Raw genomic sequence first — 17909 nt, forward strand, 5'->3', positions numbered from 1 at the left:
CCAGACTGGTTCTCTATGCGGTGGTGGCTACATAGGGCCGAACCATTTTCTTTGGGTCCACAATTCGGTTGAACTCATCTTCAGTGACGAAGCCTAACTTCAAGGCAGCCTCTTTGAGCGTGAGATCGTTGTCCGAAGCATAGTGCGCAATCTTCGATGCCTTGTCGTACCCGATCACAGGAGCGAGTGCGGTCACCAGCATCAGCGAACGCTCCACCGACTCACTAATTTTCTTCAGATTCGGCTGCGTTCCTTCGACCAAGAATTTGCGAAAGTTCGTGCAGCCGTCGGTCAAGATTGTTATTGAATGGCTCACGTTGAAGATGATCAGGGGTTTATAGACATTCATCTCCAAATAGCCCCCGGCACCTCCGAAACCAACTGCGACGTCGTTGGCCATCACCTGGACGGCAATCATCGTCAATGCTTCGGCTTGGGTTGGATTCACCTTACCCGGCATGATAGAAGAGCCAGGCTCGTTTTCTGGAATCTCCAGCTCCGCAAAACCTGCTCGGGGGCCGCATGACATCAGCCGTATGTCGTTCGCAATCTTGTAGAGCGACACCGCCAGGGTACGGAGTGTGCCGGAGAGTTGAACTTGATCATCATGTGCACCTTGTACAGCGAATTTGTTCGGTGCACTGATGAACGGGAGACCTGTGAGCCCGGCAATCTCGGTGGCCGCGACCTCCCCAAAGCCGGGCGCTGAATTGAGGCCGGTGCCTACTGCGGTGCCACCAAGCGCGAGTCGATAAACTCCCGTCAGTGAAGTTTCGATCCGCTCCAAATCGTCCGCGAGCACGCTCTCGTAGCCCGACCACTCCTGTCCAAGCGTGAGTGGGGTCGCATCCTGCATGTGGGTGCGGCCAATCTTGACGATATCGCTCCAATCGATCACTTTGGCCGATATGGCGTCGTGCAGGGCCGTCAGAGCGGGCATAAGCCGACGCTTCACGTTTACCGCAGCCGCAATATTCATAGCGGAGGGGAAGGTATCGTTGGACGACTGAGACATGTTCACATGGTCATTCGGGTGAACGGGAGCCTTGCTACCTAGAGGTGTTCCGGCTATCTGACAGCAGCGGTTGGAGATCACCTCGTTCACATTCATGTTGAACTGTGTGCCGCTCCCGGTCATCCATACATGCAGAGGAAACATATCCTGATGTTGACCCGCGAGAATTTCATCGCAGACCTGAACGATCAACTTGTGACGTTGCTCATCGAGCCGCTTGCCGGCATGATTAGCATTGGCCGCAGCTTTCTTCAATGTGGCAAAGGCCGCGATCATTTCGCGCGGTATCAGATCTTGCCCTATGCTGAAGTGCTCAAGCGAGCGTTGTGTTTGGGCTCCCCATAGCATTGTGCTCGGCACATCAACTTCACCAAGGCTGTCGGTCTCTTTGCGTACTTCTGTTACATTTGCTTCGGCGGTTGCATTCATTGGCTTATCCTCGTCTTCGCGGTTTCTTGCCTGCGTGGCATGTTCAGGGCTCGGGGACTCAACGACCTGTTCCCCACTCAAGGTGCATAGCGTGTGAAAACATAATCGTGTCCTTTTGCGTGGGCGGCATGACAGGAAAAACAGGTTTCGTGCTGTGCCTTGTCAACCGGCTTGCCATCTATGAATCGGCCGAAGCCCCATCCGCCGGTTACCGCATACCTTTTCGAGTTCTTGACCATGAATTGAACTGTCGTGGTAGGCCCAGGGACAAAAGCATCAGGCACGATCTCGTGGCCTTCGACCAGAGGCACTTGTTTCCAAGCCAATTTGGCAAGAATCGTACCGTCCGGGTACGGAAGAGCACCCTTCTCATATGCGTCCATTGCTTGTGGATTCCCAAGGATTACCCGTAGCTCGTGTAAGCCCAGTTCGTGCGATGGCGCTACCATAGCCCATTGCCTGTATCCGGGAGGAATCGTCACTCCGTAGATCGGAGAGGCATTGTCCGCCGTCCTGCCCGCCGTAACCGCGACAGGAGCTATCAGGCATGTCCACATCACAATCCCAATGACTGAAAAACTGACTCGTTTCACGGAATGGTCCTTCTTCCTGTGCCCAAGCATCTTGAGCGAGGTCGTATTCGCCGCCCTGCGGGCTGTAGTTGTAGTCCGCAGGGCAGATGAGCTATCGGCGGCTAAAAGCCGTCGACATCCACGATGGCCTGAGCAAAAGCCTGTGGCGCTTCTTGGGGTAGGTTGTGGCCCACGCCGCCGGCAATTACACGATGTGCGTACTTGCCGGAGAACTTGTTGGCATATGCACTTCCTTCCGGGTGCGGTGCACCGTTATCGTCGCCTTCAAGGGTGATGGAAGGTACGGTGATCACGGGACCTACAGCGAGCCGCTTTTCGAGGTCGTCATACTTCGGCTCGCCAGCGGCCAGATTTTGGCGCCAACGATAGTTGTGAATGACGATGGCCACGTGATCGGGATTATCGAGGGATGCTGCACTGCGAAGGAATGTAGCATCATCGAAATTCCACTTCGGTGACGCCTGCTTCCAGATGAGCCTGGCGAAGTCATGCGTGTACTTTCCGTAACCATCCGCGCCGCGATCTGTGGCAAAGTAAAACTGATACCACCATTGGGCCTCGGCTACCGGAGGAAGTGGCGTCTTTCCCGCTGCCTGGCTGCCAATCAAATAGCCGCTGACGGAAACAAGACCCTTGCAGCGTTCCGGCCACAGTGCAGCCATGATGTCCGCAGTCCTTGCTCCCCAATCAAATCCGCCAATGAGCGCCTTCTGGATCTTGAGGGCGTCCATGAGAGCAATGATGTCGAGAGCCACAGCAGATTGCTGCCCGTTGCGGAAAGTGTCGCTCGAAAGAAAGGTTGTGGAACCGTGGCCGCGCAGGTGGGGGATGATGACTCTGTAACCCTTTGCAGCGAGCAGAGGTGCGACATCGACGTAGGCATGAATGTCATATGGCCAGCCGTGCAAGAGGATGACCACGGGACCATCTGCGGGGCCCGCTTCAGCATATCCGGTGTTCAGTAGACCCGCATCGATCTGCTTGATTGGCCCCAACGATGTCTTGCCGGCTGTTTTTGCGGCTGATCCGGATGAGGCTTCAATACCGGTTCCAGGTTGACCGCTTTCTGCGAGAATGGAGCCCGACGCGAGCAGCGCAGCTCCCGTTGACAGGCCAATCATTCCGAACCGACGCCGCGTGATTCCAGATACTTCTGTGCTGTTCATAGCTTTCTCCTTTTGAGTCTTAGTGATGGGTGTTGATACCGGCCCTTATTTGTCTGACGGCGCGAGTCGTTGTTGACTGGCGGGCAACCCAGACGTGTTTGACTATTAGCCAAATGTGAAAACGAAGACCTCCACATCTGGATCGAGAAACTCGATCTCGAACTCGTGGTCAGCGATCGGTTCTGTTTGCCGGATCAGCTGGTAAAGGCGCGGCTCAATCGCGGTGCCGTTGCCTTGCTCATCGACGTCGACTCCGTGTGTTGAATGGGGAGCTTGCCCATCGACGCTGATTCGATATCTCACCGTGGTTCCTCGCACGGCAGGCCCCATGACGAGATGCAAGTCTCGTGCGTGGAAGCGATACACGATACGCGTGCCGGCTTTGTCCGCGATGGCAGACTCTTTTCCGACTTTCCAATCGCCCGAGAGTGCCCAACGATTGAGATTGAGATTAGATGGGAATGCGTACGTCCGTTCCTTATCCTGATGGAGGCCACCGGAAGAGGCAAAGTTCTCAGCTTGACGGTAGCCAACGTATGTTTCCGGGGACTTCAGACTATTCCAGGCTGCGGCTCTTTCGATGCTGGATGGCTCGATTGAAGCTGGGGTCTTATCGAAGCCACGGGCTCCCGCCTCGACGAGCAATTGTTGAAGGATTGCTTCGGACTGTTCGTACGCACCTTCGCCAAATTGATGATGGCGGATTCGGCCTCTGGCGTCGACAAAGTACAGTGCCGGCCAATATTCGTTATTGAATGCATCCCATATCGCATGCTCGTTATCAACCGCGATCGGGTAACCAAGCCTCATGTTCTGGACGGCCCAGCGAACATTGTCGAGATTCTTTTCGAACGTAAACTCCGGGGACTGGACACCGATGATTACCAGGCCTTTATCCTTGTACTTCTCTGACCACGCGCGGAGGTACGGAAGCGTTCGAATCGAATTGATGCAGGAAAACGTCCAGAAATCGACGAGCACGACCTTCCCTCGTAAGCTCGTTGGCGTCAAGGGTGTCGAGTTGATCCAAACAGCCGCTCCCGCGAGTGAAGACATCTCCCCCTCAATCGGCAGGCGCGATACCCCCTTAGATTGCGCATCAGCGCATCCAACGCGGCCAAGCTGACACGCCCCTAGGATGAGAGCGCCATTGCCAAGAAAGCGGCGCCGATTCCAGTTGATAGATCCGAACATCTCCATACCTCCAGTTGCACCCAAGATCTCCGCCCATCTTTCCAACACAGAACGTCGAGTATTCAGTTGCAATAGATCACTAGGCTCCACGCCGCTGGTTACCTATTCGTTCGTCGAATCACTCGAAGCAACAAAGACCGTCAAAAACGTGCCCTTCAGGACGGCGATGATCATGACGGTGAGTAATAGGCTCCTCATCGCGATAACTGCTCCGAATGCAGAGCTGAGCCGAAGTATGTATCAAGGGACGACCGGAGGCCATTCGTCGAGGTCATTGAACTTGGAATCGTTGTTGCGTCAAGCTCCTTCGCCGCTCGCACTATGGCGAGCTTCACAGGACATGAGCAATGGGGACAATTACTGTCACGCTCGTGGGGCAGACCCTCATGAAGAAAATGAGCGAAAGGCCTCAGACATTCTGGGCATGCAACGGACATCGTGGAACGCTCTCGGTCATGAAAGGGCAGCGCCGGTACCCATATCGGTGCCTGCGCACGCCTTGATTGGCGCAACCCTTGGTCCCCAATCGCCGCTAGAATTCGGAACAACAAAGCGGGACTGCTTGAACCTTTGGCGTAAAAGCCATCTGCAGCCACTCCCGCCGGAACGTCCTCCCCGGAATAAGCTCCGCTCATCGCTACCGCTGCAATCACCGGGAAGCGTCGACGCACTACGGATAAGAGTTCAAAGCCGGACATACCTTGCATGTACAAATCGGATAACAGGACAGTTGGGATACGGTCTCTGATCACGGCCAACGCTGCGAATCCATCGGCAGCTGTCCGGACGGTATAGCCATGCTCTCTGAATATCTCCGAGAGCAAAATGAGAAGTGTTGGATTGTCGTCGACTACAACGATATCGTTGGCTGCATTCATCGATGGTTCCCTCCTCCTAGTTGTGGGGCACAAGCGATACTGGCTAATACTCAATCAATTGCCGTTTTGCCGAAAGCCTCAGTAGAGTCAGCAGCGAACTATATCGGTGTCAGTTGCCCCCTCTTTTAGCGGAGACGTTTTAGACAGATCGCAGATGTTCCACGGCATCATTGATTGCACGTCGGAGGCCGAACCGCGATACCGTTCAAGTTCATTGTTTTCTTCATGAGCGCTTGCGAATCATCACAGAGGTAGTGTCTTGCCGGCGACGCGATGACGGCGTAAAGACATTTAGCTGTTGATGTAGCCGAGCATTGGAGAATCTGCTAAGTCTCGAGCCGCAAGTTACGACCGCCGCCTATTCTGCAATCGCTGTCAACAGGTTTCTGGCCGAGCGGGGAGGACAACTGCCATACCAGCAAGAGATCGAAGATTTAATAACTGGCGGTTTCTTGGGAGAGGGATGTCGTAAACCGTCACGCTAACGAGCAAAGTCCAAGCTTAGCGCCTAGCGTCCACGGGATAAGTGATTATGCTGACGGTGCTCGAAGAAGCATGCTGTAGGTCTTCCAGTGAGCCTTCTAGCGGGGCAAAAGTTTGTTTTGCGATGAAGAGCATTGACTCTTCGTATCTTTCGCGTAAAGACATAAGCTCGCGCCACTGCAAATCCGCGTCGGCTGATCTCAATATCAGGCCCGCCAATTTCAGCCGTCCTAAAGCAAGTTCAAACTTCTCCCTAGAGGGGTAAGTGCCAAGTCGTGCCGCTGGACACGTGCGCCCCAGTGCATCGGCGATCGCAAGGAATGCGCGTGTTCCCGTCTGGACGCAGATTCTTGCGGACTCTCTGTCGGCCGAATCTATGACGCAAGCTGCAAGGCTCGCGGCATCTAGTACCGCCGCACCAGCCAATACCCAAGATTGGTTCTGCTGCACGGAGGGAGACATGGCAAGCATCGGCATGACCGAGTGCGTGTCACCGAGCATGCGAAACCAGTCCTCCCACGCTCCCCATATATCTTTCATACCCCCCGCGATACCCGCCCTCTGACACCATTCAAGCAGCGCTACACCGGTCGGCTGATCGCGAGTACGGACATACAACCATGAGGTTTTGTCTTCACGCGCCCGAATAACAGTCTGATACCCAGGAATAAACGTGAAAAGAAAGACCACGATGCCGAGTCCGAGTGCACCCTCAGGAATAGCAAGCCATTGACCTGTGATAGTTGTAGGAGTCGCAAAACCTAGTGTGTTCAAGGCAGACCCTGAGGCGAGAAACGCTTGATGCCACGTCCCTACAGCGGACAACCCCCAATACAGGAGAACGAAGGAGGTCATTGCGCCAACGAAGTATACGAAGATAAGCGAGAGAAGGTACGCAGGGAAGAACCAGAGAAGAATCAGATGACGGGTCTTCGGATCGTGATTGTTATGCAGTTTGAATGAAACTATTGAATAGACGACCCGGCTGGCCGCCTCAGCAAACCAATCGCGATAGTGTCGGTTGATCAGGGCGATACGGATCATCGATCTCAGAATAAGAACGAGCAACCACAGGCCAAGAATCGTTATGAGAACGTGTGCCACTCTAGAACCTCTAAAGACTTACTACTGAGATGATCTGGTTGTCCGACGGAGATCCATGCGACGGGCGACTTATATGATCGCCGATTCATGAACTCGCTCAAAGAGCTTGACGCTATCGCTGTAGTCGACACGCACACCAATCAGTACGGGGCCAGGAGTCTCAAATGCATTTCGCAGGGCTGGTGCAATGTCTTCGGGACGTTGAATGAATAAGCCCGTAGCCCCGAAAGCTTCCGCATACTTGACCGTATCCACAGGCCCCAGTTTCACTCCGGAGGTGCGACCATATTTCAGTTTTTCCTGGGCTCCAACCATGTCGTAGCTCCCGTCTATCCAGACCATATGGACCAAATGTGATTTCAGGCGCACTGCGGTTTCGAGTTCGTTGGCGGAGAACAGAAAGCCCCCATCTCCGGAGATCGAAAGCACCTTCTCATGGGGACGAACGATTGAGGCTGCTATGGCCCAGGGGAGCGCTACCCCCAATGTTTGCTGACCGTTCGAAATAAGAATTTGCCGTGCACGAAAACTGAATAAATAACGACTGAGGTACATGCTGCAGGTGCCCATGTCAGAGCAGACTGTCACATCGGGTGTCAGCATATTTTGAAGTTCACTGATGAGACGCATGGGATGAATGGGGACGCCGGACTTCGTAGCGGCTTCCTTCATTAGTCGCTGTCGATCTTCGGCAATCAATCGCAAAAGCCTTGCGGACGATTGAGCAAGTTGCGACCTATGGAGCAGGGAGGATAGAGCGGACAGCGTTTCTTCAATGCTTCCAATCAATTCAACTGCGGGCACATAGTCGTTCTCGATATTTGCTGGCATCACGTCCACGTGAACGATTGCGCGGTCGCGACCTCCGTTCCATAGCGACGGCCAATACTCTACTGCATCGTAGCCGATGGTGATGATGACATCACCCGATTCCAACAGGGTATCGGCTGGTTGATTGGCAATCTGCCCAACGCGTCCGCCAAAGCAAGGAAACAGCTCACGTGAAATGGCCCCTGCCGCCTGAAAAGTTCCCACGACCGGGAGTGTCGTCATGCTTAGCAGCTTGCGAATCGCGTCGCCGCATTGGGGTTTACTCGCCATGAGGCCCAAAAGAATCACGGGGGATTCTGCGGAGTTGATCAGACGTGCGGCTTCACGCAGCGACCTCTCTGGAGCTGGCCCGTCTCCTACAAAGGTGGACAGGGTAATTGGGGCGCATTTGGCCTCCCCTGTGACGATGTCCATCGGAAGACTGACAAAGGCCGCGCCAGGACGGCCCGACTCTGCGGCGCGGAAGGCCGCCGAAAGCACTTCCGAGGTAGCACCTGGAGAATCAATTTCGGCCGAATACTTTGTGACAGGTTTACATACTTCGACCGAATTGAGAGTTTGATGGATCGACTTCAGGCGATCTGCGACGGCGACCGCCCCGCCAAGGGCAACCATCGGATCACCTTCCGAATTGGCAGTGACTAGACCTGTGACTAGGTTAGATACACCCGGCCCGGAGGTAGCAATCGCAACGCCCGCCTTACCGGTCAGGCGTCCAATCCCCCCAGCGATAAAAGCCGCGTTCTGCTCGTGCCGGCATTGAACAGTCTGAATGCTGGAATCCAGCAATCTATCGAATACCTTGTCGATTTTTGCGCCTGGAACTCCAAACACGTGAGTGACCCCACGCGCCTCCAGTGTTTCCACAATGACGTCCGCACCCGTAAGCGACTTCTTTTCCCTTTGTGTCATGGTCTTGTTCCTCTCAATTCGTCTATTCCGTTCTCGCCAGATCCGAGGACGGATCTCTGCTCAGGTCCGTGGTCAAGAAACTGCCTTGGTCCGGCAGCTGTATGTCATATTCACAAAGTGTCTGGACGCCAATGCGCAACGTCATAGCCCTCACGTCCAACACGTGGCCGCCCTCGCTGCGATCCTTTGAAAGGAAGTGGAAGTGATATCCGGGCACATTGAACGCACTGGAATATCCAGGCGACCAAAAACACACGAGGGTACCCTCCACGCCTTTGAACTCGAATTCTCTTTGCGCTTTTGCGGCATCCGCCAACCGGATTCCCGCCCCCACTGGGCTCACGGCACGGGCATGTATTTTCTCGAAGGCTCCATCCACATGAAAGGCATAAAAGAGATTGTTCGACTCACGATGCTGATCACATACTCTTTCCAGATCACCAAGATTCGTGATCGTACCCGTCTCAAACATCGCTTCTGGTTGATACCGCGTGACGACGGCAAAAGGGATTTGGAAGTCGTCATCACGACGCAGCACCTTACCGTCGCTATGCACTTGATAAATTGCCCCATCCGAAATCACCATCTCCCCGTCGAGATTCTCAAACGTCCCCAGCCCAAAGTCGCCGTGAAGCAATAAATCCCGTGAAGAAATCGCGCCGGTGTAAACACCCTCGACAAGAGCGCTGGAAGTAGAAATCTGGTACATGCGATGTCCATCGTTCTTGAAGTAGTCGCCGAGCGCCGCACCCGCGAGACTGTCTACCGATGTTCCTCGTCTGCTTGCGGCAACACGAAGGTCGTTATAGGTACGCTCGGCTACCACGATGTTGAGAATTGACATTATGCCTGCCCTCCCGCTTCTTCTGTCTAGCAAGGTGCAATCGGGTCGCCAAAGGCGGCGCAGCGAATTCAACGTGTTTTGTGCATCTTGGCCGAACCTTTGGATCACCGGATGTCGACAGCACGACATGCGTGTCGGCTGCCCTGCACCGATGCTCGCTGTAGACGGCATTGCGCTCAAATGCATCGTCTGTCTGAGTGGCGACGTGGTGTCGCCGCCTCGACAGGCCGTAATGCTCTTCGAAACGCAATCGTGGAGCAAATGCACGTAGTTATGCCACGAAATCGTTTGGACATTTGAATGCAACGATCTACTGCAAGGGAGATGCGCGCAAGAGCCTACCCCTTCTATGGAGGTCTTCATGAGCTTGAAAGCAGCAACCAATTTCAGTACCGAGGCAAACGTTCACACGGGACATCGCAACAGATCACAGTCAAACGATCTTGCCGTTCGCGCCCGAAAGCTGGCAGACGAAGCTATCGGCATCGATAGTCACATCGACACGGTACAGCGCATCCTGGTGATGGGCGAAGACCTTGGCAAGAGGTGGGATGTCGGTCACGTCGACATTCCTCGGCTACATGCTGGCGGGACACACGCACCGTTCTTTGCGTTGTGGGTTCCCGTCTATTTTCCTGGCGCAGAGGCTGTGCGCAGAACATTGGATTTGCGCGACGCAATGCAAACCCTGTTTGAAACGCGCAAAGATGAAATTGAGTTAGCCACCACGGCGGATGACATCGAGCGGATCGTCAAGGAGGGCAAGATTGCTGCCTTTATTACCGTTGAGGGTGGACATACCATCGATGACGATCTGCGCGTGCTGCGAATGTATTACCAACTCGGTATCCGCTCCATGACGTTAACCCACTCGCGCAACAACAATTGGGCGGATTCGGCCACGGACACGCCAGTGCATAACGGCCTGACGGATTTCGGTAGAGAAGTTGTACGTGAGATGAACAGGCTGGGCATGGTGGTAGACGTGTCTCACGTCGCCGACAAGACCTTTTACGATGCGCTTGAGGTAACGACCAAGCCAGTAATGCTCACCCATTCGTCTATGAGAGCAATCTCGGATGTCCCGCGCAATGTGACCGACGAGATGCTTTGGGCGCTCGCGAAGAATGGTGGTGTTGTCGGCATCACCTTCGGCGAGGGTTTCATCAATCCGAAGGATGCGGAAGCTTTGCGATCGGCCATTGAGATTGAGACGACAGCGCCAGTGATGGCTGGCCGCACATTGGATGACTATGCGGCTCAGGATGTCCGCAAGCTATTTGGCACACGTGTCAAAGTTGCGGCAACGGTTGAAGACGTTGCCGATCATATCGACCATGCAGTGAAGGTGGCAGGGATCGATCACGTCGGGATCGGCAGCGATTTCGACGGGGTGTCAGGCCCTCCGAACGGACTGGACGATGTCTCAAAGATGCCTGCACTGATCGAAGTACTGCTGGAGCGAGGCTATTCGGACCGGGATCTAAAGAAAATACTTGGCGGAAATACGCTTCGCGTGATTCGCGAGGTGACTGGTAGGTAAGCTTTCTGCCACGTCAGAGATGTGCGCTCGGTTGGTTCAACAATCACCCTACAAAGGAGACTTCATGACTACAGCATCAAGAGCTATCAACTTTACCAAGGGCATGCCATTCAGTGACGGCTATGTCGCGAACAACACCTTGTATGTCGCGGGACAGCAGGGGCCGTCGTCCGACGGCAATACACTCGACATAAATATCACGGAGCAAACCACGAACGCCATCAACGCAGTCAGGAAGGTGCTGGACGAAGCTGGTTTCCGCATGTCGGACATCGCATCGGTCACGGTATTTTTCACGGATCTCAACGATGTCTCGTTAATAAACACCGTCTACAACGCTTCAATACCTGATCCCAAACCAGCGCGAACTGCAGTCCAGGTAGCCGGATTGATCGGCGGCGCAAAGATCGAGATTTCCGCAATAGCGGTTCGGTAGCAGCGCAAGCATGAGGCAGAGTAAAGCACTGCCGGCATTCGCAATCAAGGGAATAAACGGAGGATTACGGAAATGGAAACTCAAGAGAAAAGTAAGTGCGAGCACGTCCCATGCTCGTGTCTCGTCGAACCTGGTCAAAAGTACTGCGGTGACGCCTGTCGCAACGCGGGGAGCGAAGAAGTCGAGATCGCCTGCCAATGTGACCATGCCGCATGTCCTCTGACGCTTTAGGAAGGAACCTCGTTCAGCACATACCCAGACCGGGAGGTGATGGGCGTTCGCACTTGTCTGCCATAAGGAGAAACGTATGAGGATTCAGCGCAGGATATCTTTATTTATCGCGACCGCGACCTTCCTTCTGTCGACATCGTTCGCACAGCAGGTGAAGACTGACTACGATCGAGGCACAGACTTCAAGCAGTACAAGTCGTACTCTTGGGGAAATGTCCGAACGCCAAATCCCTTATGGGTCAAGCGGATCAAGGCGGCGGTCGATTCCGCCCTTCTATCGAAAGGTTGGACTCAGGTTCGCTCTGGCGGAAATGTGTCCATCATGGCCATGGAAATGACCCAAGATCATCAGACCCTTAACACCTACTACGACAGCTTCGGCGGCGGATGGGGATGGGGAGGAAGGTTTGGTGGGCTCGGCGATGGTTTCGGTCAATCTACGACGACGCAAGAAACGTATCGAGTCGGCACCCTGATTGTCGATTTGTTCGACTCAAGCACCAAACAGCTGATCTGGCGAGGATCCTCAAGTGATGTCTTGTCCGACAAATCCAACAAGAACATCAAGAACCTGAATAGACGAGTCGCGAAAATGTTCAACAGCTTTCCACCCCGCAGACGCTAAGTACTGGGAAGACAGAAGCCTCAGTCGTTACGCGAAAGATTGCTCCCTCGACTTTGGTCCGTGGGAGCAATCTGTTTCCCCGTTTGGTCGAGAAGCTATTTCACGGAAGATTCCGTGACGTTGCATCATGGTGATCAGAGTCGTCCTGGCCAGTCCCAGTTGGGCGGCCGCTCCACGCCGGCCGCCAACAACCCAATTGGTCTCCCGAAGCGCAGCTGTGATGTGAGCCCGCTCGGCATCAGCGAGCGTTCTGATTGGTGCCGATTCTCCAATCGAGGTCGTTAGATCGATCGCTGACAAGTCAAGGACGGACCCTTTAGCCATAATTACGGCACGTTCGACTACATTTTGCAGTTCCCTGATATTGCCAGGCCAATCATGGCCTCTCAAGGCTTCCATCATTCCGTCGGAAATGCGATCAATCGACTTGCCCTGTCTCTTCGCAAACTTGCAAATAAAATGTTCTGTCAGCGTTCGAATGTCGTCCTTTCGTTCCCGCAACGGCGGCAAGCTAATCGGAAACACATTCAACCTGTAGTAGAGGTCCGCTCGAAACTTCCGATCTTGGACCATGCGCCAAAGGTCTTGGTTTGTGGCTGCGATTACCCTCACATCAAGATTAATCGGACGCCCGCTACCCAGCCGCTCGATCTGCATTTCCTGAAGGACTCGGAGCAACTTCGGCTGTAGGTCGAGCGGAAGATCTCCAATCTCATCCAGAAAAAGCGTTCCTCGATCAGCGCTCTGAAACCTCCCCACAGTCTGGGTCACGGCCCCAGTGAAAGCACCTCGTTCATGCCCGAACAGTTCGCTTTCGAGCAAGGCATTCGGAATCGCAGCGCAGTTGACGGCTACAAAGCGATTGTGCCGACGCTGACCGGCCTCGTGAATTGCTTGAGCAATCACCTCTTTACCGGTTCCAGTTTCCCCTTGCAATAGAACCGTCGAGTCGACAGGGGCGACCATATCAATCTGGTCGCGGACGGCTTGAAAATTTGCGCTAGAACCGATCAAAGTAGTAGCAGCCATCGTGTACCCTCCAGGAAAAACCAAGCTTGATCATCGGAAGTTGTCTTGGTGCTCATGCGTCGATTGTCGACTAATTTCTGGCGAGAAAAAGCCCCCCATTGGGAGCCGGAAGAGCTACTTCGGCCTTCAGAACGACTCTTTTGAGCGAGGAATTTCCAAATGCTGTCCGAACAATTCTCCTATGGAGCCGTTCGGCCAACATATATGTCTATATGCCGACTCGGCTGTCAACGCTTAAGGTCTATCCTCTTCCAACCAAACAACCTTGAATCGAGAGACCATGCGCCGGGCCCAAGAAGGGCCAACGCGGCGCCGATGGACGCTAACAAAATACACGGACAGGGATTTGTGCTTTGCGTGATGATGCTCCAAATTGCGAGGACCACCACTAAAGATCCTGCAATGGGCGTCCACAACCCCGCGACCAGAAGGCTCCCATCTGCAATTGCGGCAATATCCCAAAAAGCGGGCTCTAGCGGTTGGCCAGTTCGGAATTTTTCGATTCCATGAATGATGAGAGCGAGACCGGCCACAAGGCGTAGGAGCAGAAGTCCCGCGCCTGGCCAGCCGCGAGCGAATGTAGAGAATAGACGACGCAAGGGAACCTCTTCATGAGGTTAGGCGATTCTCGAATTTGAGGAGACCCCCAAAAGAGTCGAGAATCCTCTCTTTTGGATCGCTAAGCCTCGATGATTCCCCTCTTCAGACCGATCATGGCAGCTTGAGTTCGATCGTTGGCGTTTAGTTTCGACAAAATATTTTTGACACGGCCTTTGACTGTCTGCTCAGTGAGCGACAGTTGCGTCGCAATCTGTTTGTTTGCGTTCCCTGCCGCAATCAACCGAAGTACATCAACTTCGCCGGCCGTCAGATGGTCATCCATCGCATGTTCTGCGAGCGCAAACGAAGCATCGGGCGATATGGACTTTCTTCCCGCATGAACAGCACGGATGGTTTCAAGCAGTTCTCTATGAAGTAGAGTCTTCAATAAATAACCACGAGCCCCAGCCTTCAAAGCCCTGATGACTTGTACATCTCCGGTGTAGGTAGTGAGTACGATGACCTTTGCATCCGGAAATTCCCCCCGAATGGCTATCAATGCATCAAGGCCGTTCATCTCGGGCATCTGCAAGTCCATTAACGTTATATCTGGCTGATGCATGCGGAACTGTTGGATCGCTTCTCTACCATTGGCGGCTTCGGCAGCCACTTCCATATCCTTATGATCGGCCAAAATAGCCACTATGCCTTGGCGAAAAATGGAATGATCGTCGACGGCCAGGATCCGTATTGGTGTCGGACTACTATTCATTTTGTAAGTTTCGATCCCCTCTGCGTAACACAGACCATCGGGAAACGCGCGGCTTCGCGTAGGCACTGGTTGCTGGAATCCTTAACTCCACTTCGCTGCCCGAACCCAGTTCGCTCCAGACTTCGATGATGCCTGCAACCAGTGTCGCCCGTTCGCGCATACCGTGCAAGCCCCAATGCCCTGGAGAAATGTGTCCATTGAGAACACTCTGGTCGATTCCCTTTCCGTCGTCTCGGATTCGGATTCGCAGTTGGCTTTGGTCGTAGTGAATCTCAACTTCGATGTGTTCCGCCTCCGAGTGCCTGATGGCATTCCGCAGCGCCTCCGCGGTGATCCGATATGCTTCGTCTCGAACTATTGGATTCAGAATGCACGGAGTTCCTTCTATTTGGACTCGAAATTGAGGAGGATGTTCGCGTGGCGGTCCGCTCAGAAGCTCATTCCCGAAGTTGCTGACAGCCTCTCCCAAATCAATGGTTGATAATTCGACAGACCGCAATTCTTGGAGGGCATCGCGGCCTTCAATGATCGCATCCGACGCCTGCTCAATGGCACTCTCCATACGTGTCTTGGCCACGTCAGGCTCCCTCGGGAGTAGATTGGAGACGGCTTGGAACCGAAGGAGTAATGCGCTGAAACTCTGCAGCAATGTGTCGTGAAGATCGCGAGCAATTCGCGTCCGTTCGTCCACACGGACGTCAAGAGCCATTTGAAATTGCCGCTCAAGTTGTTGAAGGCGGAATTGGTAGACGATCCATAGGACTAGAAGACTGGCGACCACAACAATGGCTCTGAACCAGATCGTCTGATACCACGCTGGCAATATGGAGAAGTCCACAATGGCCAGTTCGTCGGACCACTTTCCGTTGATATCGGAGGCCGCAGCCGCGAAGTGATAGTGGCCGGCTGGAAGGTTGCGATACATGACTGGACTCGCGGTGCTAACCTCGTGCCAATTGGCGTCGGTCTCTTGCAATCTAACGCGAAAGCGGACTGCATCTGGATCGGACAGACTGATAGCGGCGTACTCGATACGCACGCTGGAGGTGTGTGCCGGGAATGTCAGCTGATGGTCGGGCTCGTAGTTCTTGTCGTCGGCTGAAACCGATTGGATCGTGATCGGAGGGGCTGCCGGTGGAGTTCGAAGCTGTTTTGGATCTAGTGATACCAAGCCACCATCGACGGAGAACCATAGCCTCCCATCGCTTCCCTGAATGGCAGAAGGAAGCGGGCGGATTTGCGGGGCGAAGCCCGGCAGACCTTCTCGATTCCCAATGCGCTCACCTTTAACGCGATAAGAGGGATCTTTGAGTGCTTCAAGTATTTCAGCCCGACGGATGTGGATGATTCCAGAAAGGCCGTTGAGCCATAGATCTCCATCGGCAGTTTCGACGATCCCGGATATTCCGAGCAGCCAGTCTCCGTTAACCGCGGCAATCGTATGAAATTTTCCTTCATCGAATTGCTGTAATCCAAACTCTCCGCCGATCCATATCTGCGATCCGCGCCCATATATCGCGGTGATGGTACCCACTCGGATACCGTCACTTGGATGAAACACCTTCACTTTCTCTCGTTCCAAGGAAGCCAGTTGTCCCCTTGAGTAGCCAAACCAAACCCTTCCAAGGCTGTCGGAAAACTCACTTATTACGTCCGGCGTCGGGAAACCGCTATGCACATCAGGGATCGTCCACACGCCCCTTACCAATCGATATAGGCCGAGCCTTGAAAAGGAAACCCAAAGTCCCCCGCTTCCGTCCGTTGTCATCGCCTGGAGGTAGACACCATCACCAAGTCTCTCTTTTGGGAGGGCGACATAAACCATCTTGCCGTTTACGAGATGCCAGAGGCCCCCTTTGCCCCCAAACCACACAGTTCTATCGGGAGCCCAATATGCGAGCGTCCAATCTCCAAGACCAACAGAATTGAGAGCATCGGTTTTTCCATCTACCACGCGGTAGGTGTTAGGGATCTTCCCGCCCCACGTTGCGACCCAGACCTCCCCGACATCACCAGCGGCTATTGCAAACGGCCCTGGCGCAGATCCAAGGCGCTGTTTGACAAACGGAATATAAAAGAATCGATGGATTCCATGGTCGTCGCTAAACCAAATATTCCCCTCGCGATCAACCAGAGATTCTGCCCCAAACGGATGAACCTCATATGTCTCCGCATTAGCAGGGGCGGCTTTGGCCAACGCAGCTTTGATGTCGTCGGGTGTCGACACTCGCATCAGCGGAAGTTCCGCGGAAGCAATTATCCATACGCTGTTGGTTCGGTCAACTAGTTGCGCCGAATCCTTTCGAAAAAGCGGATAGGTAAGTAAAGTATGGTTCGGTTCTTTTTGAGCGCTTGACCGATGCTGAGTCTCCATACGCCTCGTTATAACCCGGTGGTCGGCATCTAGAGTGAAACCGTAAGCGGTCACATCATCATCAGTTGCCTCAAACCGGTTATCACCGGGAAGCAGGTACAGCAACTTGTGTTTGTCATAGCCAGTAAGGACCCACATCGTACCTTCCCGGTCAAACGCCAATCGCGTAAAGATTCTTGGTCCGTTCCACTCGGAGCCAAGACGGCGCCACTTGGAATGGTCAAATTCCCAAACGCCATTCGCAGTACCTGCCCACACGATTCCCTTAGGATCTTCAGCAAATCCGTTGACGGTCCCGGTCGCCGCCCCGTCATCCCGGCTGTAGTTTCTCACCCGGCCGCTATTCACGAAGCTGAAGCCACCAAACTCGTAGCCGACCCAAAGACCGCCTGTTGTGGGCGCGAATATGGAAATCACATTCGTGGAGAGGAGTTGATCGCCAGACGACGCATGAAAACGCTCGAACCGCGTGCCATCAAACCGAAATAGTCCCCCAGGACCACCAAGCCATAAGAACCCATCAGCTGTCTGTGCCATGCTTTGGATATATTCCGGCGCACCTTGCTGGACCGTCCATGATTCCTGCATGACCGCTTGGTTACTTGTCCGCGCTGTTGGAGTGGACGCCGAATCGCTTGCATTCTCGTCCTGGACGCTCGCCGGAATTGCACGCGATAGCCCATCTCTCGCTCCGTTGGCAAAAGCCACGGGGGCCACAAAGCATGCGAGCGCGGCGACGCAGCTGACTGCGGCAAGCAAATCAATTAGCGGGTTCTGCCGAACGAGCACTCCAAGACTCATCGCGCCTCCACGTTGAGAATCATGCAAGCGACTTCGCCCGTTGGACCTCATACGAGCGTCATCACGACTATATTCTCGAATGCAAAGGCCAAGACCGAATACGATCTGC

At 54.0% G+C, this 17909-nt stretch carries 14 protein-coding genes; 3 read left to right on the plus strand and 11 right to left on the minus strand.

Annotation, left to right across the window (positions count from 1 at the left end; all coding sequences use genetic code 11):
- Positions 1-13 precede the first annotated feature (13 nt).
- The 8 genes from fumC to budA all read right to left on the minus strand — a co-directional run bounded on the left by fumC (position 14) and on the right by budA (position 9449).
- Complete coding sequence (gene fumC, locus HDF15_RS03985) at positions 14-1444, minus strand: class II fumarate hydratase (protein WP_184252993.1); 1431 nt, start codon at positions 1442-1444, stop codon at positions 14-16.
- Between the two features lie 77 nt (positions 1445-1521).
- Positions 1522-2067 (minus strand): cytochrome P460 family protein, encoded by a 546-nt coding sequence (locus HDF15_RS03990; RefSeq protein ID WP_311733026.1) that lies wholly within the window; start codon positions 2065-2067, stop codon positions 1522-1524.
- Positions 2068-2138: 71 nt separating this feature from the next.
- Positions 2139-3203 carry an alpha/beta fold hydrolase gene (locus HDF15_RS03995; RefSeq protein WP_184252995.1) on the minus strand — a complete coding sequence of 355 codons (1065 nt, stop codon included), beginning with the start codon at positions 3201-3203 and terminating at the stop codon, positions 2139-2141.
- Between the two features lie 105 nt (positions 3204-3308).
- Positions 3309-4403, minus strand: coding sequence for a redoxin domain-containing protein (locus tag HDF15_RS04000; protein ID WP_184253328.1), 1095 nt, complete (start codon positions 4401-4403; stop codon positions 3309-3311).
- 188 nt (positions 4404-4591) lie between these two features.
- A complete protein-coding gene (locus HDF15_RS26375) occupies positions 4592-5275 on the minus strand; it encodes a response regulator (RefSeq protein ID WP_184252998.1) in 684 nt (227 codons plus the stop codon).
- 501 nt (positions 5276-5776) lie between these two features.
- Complete coding sequence (locus HDF15_RS04010; RefSeq protein WP_184253000.1) at positions 5777-6862, minus strand: hypothetical protein; 1086 nt, start codon at positions 6860-6862, stop codon at positions 5777-5779.
- Positions 6863-6931: 69 nt separating this feature from the next.
- Complete coding sequence (gene alsS / locus HDF15_RS04015; protein ID WP_184253002.1) at positions 6932-8605, minus strand: acetolactate synthase AlsS; 1674 nt, start codon at positions 8603-8605, stop codon at positions 6932-6934.
- A gap of 22 nt (positions 8606-8627) precedes the next feature.
- A complete protein-coding gene (gene budA / locus HDF15_RS04020; protein WP_184253004.1) occupies positions 8628-9449 on the minus strand; it encodes an acetolactate decarboxylase in 822 nt (273 codons plus the stop codon).
- A 361-nt stretch (positions 9450-9810) separates the two neighbouring features.
- Here budA and HDF15_RS04025 point away from each other — a divergent pair, with 361 nt between their 5' ends.
- The 3 genes from HDF15_RS04025 (at position 9811) to HDF15_RS04035 (ending at position 12284) form a co-directional block, all read left to right on the plus strand.
- On the plus strand, positions 9811-10992 hold the full coding sequence (locus HDF15_RS04025) for a dipeptidase (protein ID WP_184253006.1): 1182 nt from the start codon (positions 9811-9813) through the stop codon (positions 10990-10992).
- A gap of 64 nt (positions 10993-11056) precedes the next feature.
- Positions 11057-11428: a RidA family protein gene (locus tag HDF15_RS04030; RefSeq protein WP_260330821.1), complete on the plus strand. Its 372-nt coding sequence runs from the start codon at positions 11057-11059 to the stop codon at positions 11426-11428.
- A 307-nt stretch (positions 11429-11735) separates the two neighbouring features.
- The gene (locus tag HDF15_RS04035; protein ID WP_184253010.1) at positions 11736-12284 is read left to right on the plus strand and encodes a DUF4136 domain-containing protein; all 549 of its coding nucleotides are present in this window, start codon (positions 11736-11738) and stop codon (positions 12282-12284) included.
- A gap of 27 nt (positions 12285-12311) precedes the next feature.
- On the opposite strand, the gene HDF15_RS04040 is transcribed toward HDF15_RS04035, so the two are convergent.
- The 3 genes from HDF15_RS04040 to HDF15_RS04050 all read right to left on the minus strand — a co-directional run bounded on the left by HDF15_RS04040 (position 12312) and on the right by HDF15_RS04050 (position 17800).
- Positions 12312-13313 (minus strand): sigma-54-dependent Fis family transcriptional regulator, encoded by a 1002-nt coding sequence (locus HDF15_RS04040; protein ID WP_184253012.1) that lies wholly within the window; start codon positions 13311-13313, stop codon positions 12312-12314.
- Positions 13314-13992: 679 nt separating this feature from the next.
- Positions 13993-14625 carry a response regulator transcription factor gene (locus HDF15_RS04045; protein WP_184253014.1) on the minus strand — a complete coding sequence of 211 codons (633 nt, stop codon included), beginning with the start codon at positions 14623-14625 and terminating at the stop codon, positions 13993-13995.
- Complete coding sequence (locus tag HDF15_RS04050) at positions 14618-17800, minus strand: sensor histidine kinase (protein ID WP_184253016.1); 3183 nt, start codon at positions 17798-17800, stop codon at positions 14618-14620. The genes HDF15_RS04045 and HDF15_RS04050 overlap by 8 nt, the downstream gene beginning before the upstream one ends.
- Between the last annotated feature and the right edge of the window lie 109 nt (positions 17801-17909).

Origin of the sequence: Granulicella mallensis, assembly GCF_014203225.1 — a bacterium.
Classification (GTDB): domain Bacteria; phylum Acidobacteriota; class Terriglobia; order Terriglobales; family Acidobacteriaceae; genus Granulicella; species Granulicella mallensis_A.

Excerpts from the sequence above, each read along its gene's own strand:
- fumC (WP_184252993.1), bottom strand. The coding sequence starts at position 1,444 with ATGAATGCAACCGCCGAAGCAAATGTAACAGAAGTACGCAAAGAGACC.
- HDF15_RS03990 (WP_311733026.1), bottom strand. The coding sequence starts at position 2,067 with ATGCTTGGGCACAGGAAGAAGGACCATTCCGTGAAACGAGTCAGTTTT.
- HDF15_RS03995 (WP_184252995.1), bottom strand. The coding sequence starts at position 3,203 with ATGAACAGCACAGAAGTATCTGGAATCACGCGGCGTCGGTTCGGAATG.
- HDF15_RS04000 (WP_184253328.1), bottom strand. The coding sequence starts at position 4,403 with ATGGAGATGTTCGGATCTATCAACTGGAATCGGCGCCGCTTTCTTGGC.
- HDF15_RS26375 (WP_184252998.1), bottom strand. The coding sequence starts at position 5,275 with ATGAATGCAGCCAACGATATCGTTGTAGTCGACGACAATCCAACACTT.
- alsS (WP_184253002.1), bottom strand. The coding sequence starts at position 8,605 with ATGACACAAAGGGAAAAGAAGTCGCTTACGGGTGCGGACGTCATTGTG.
- budA (WP_184253004.1), bottom strand. The coding sequence starts at position 9,449 with ATGTCAATTCTCAACATCGTGGTAGCCGAGCGTACCTATAACGACCTT.
- HDF15_RS04025 (WP_184253006.1), top strand. The coding sequence starts at position 9,811 with ATGAGCTTGAAAGCAGCAACCAATTTCAGTACCGAGGCAAACGTTCAC.
- HDF15_RS04030 (WP_260330821.1), top strand. The coding sequence starts at position 11,057 with ATGACTACAGCATCAAGAGCTATCAACTTTACCAAGGGCATGCCATTC.
- HDF15_RS04035 (WP_184253010.1), top strand. The coding sequence starts at position 11,736 with ATGAGGATTCAGCGCAGGATATCTTTATTTATCGCGACCGCGACCTTC.
- HDF15_RS04040 (WP_184253012.1), bottom strand. The coding sequence starts at position 13,313 with ATGGCTGCTACTACTTTGATCGGTTCTAGCGCAAATTTTCAAGCCGTC.
- HDF15_RS04045 (WP_184253014.1), bottom strand. The coding sequence starts at position 14,625 with ATGAATAGTAGTCCGACACCAATACGGATCCTGGCCGTCGACGATCAT.
- HDF15_RS04050 (WP_184253016.1), bottom strand. The coding sequence starts at position 17,800 with ATGAGTCTTGGAGTGCTCGTTCGGCAGAACCCGCTAATTGATTTGCTT.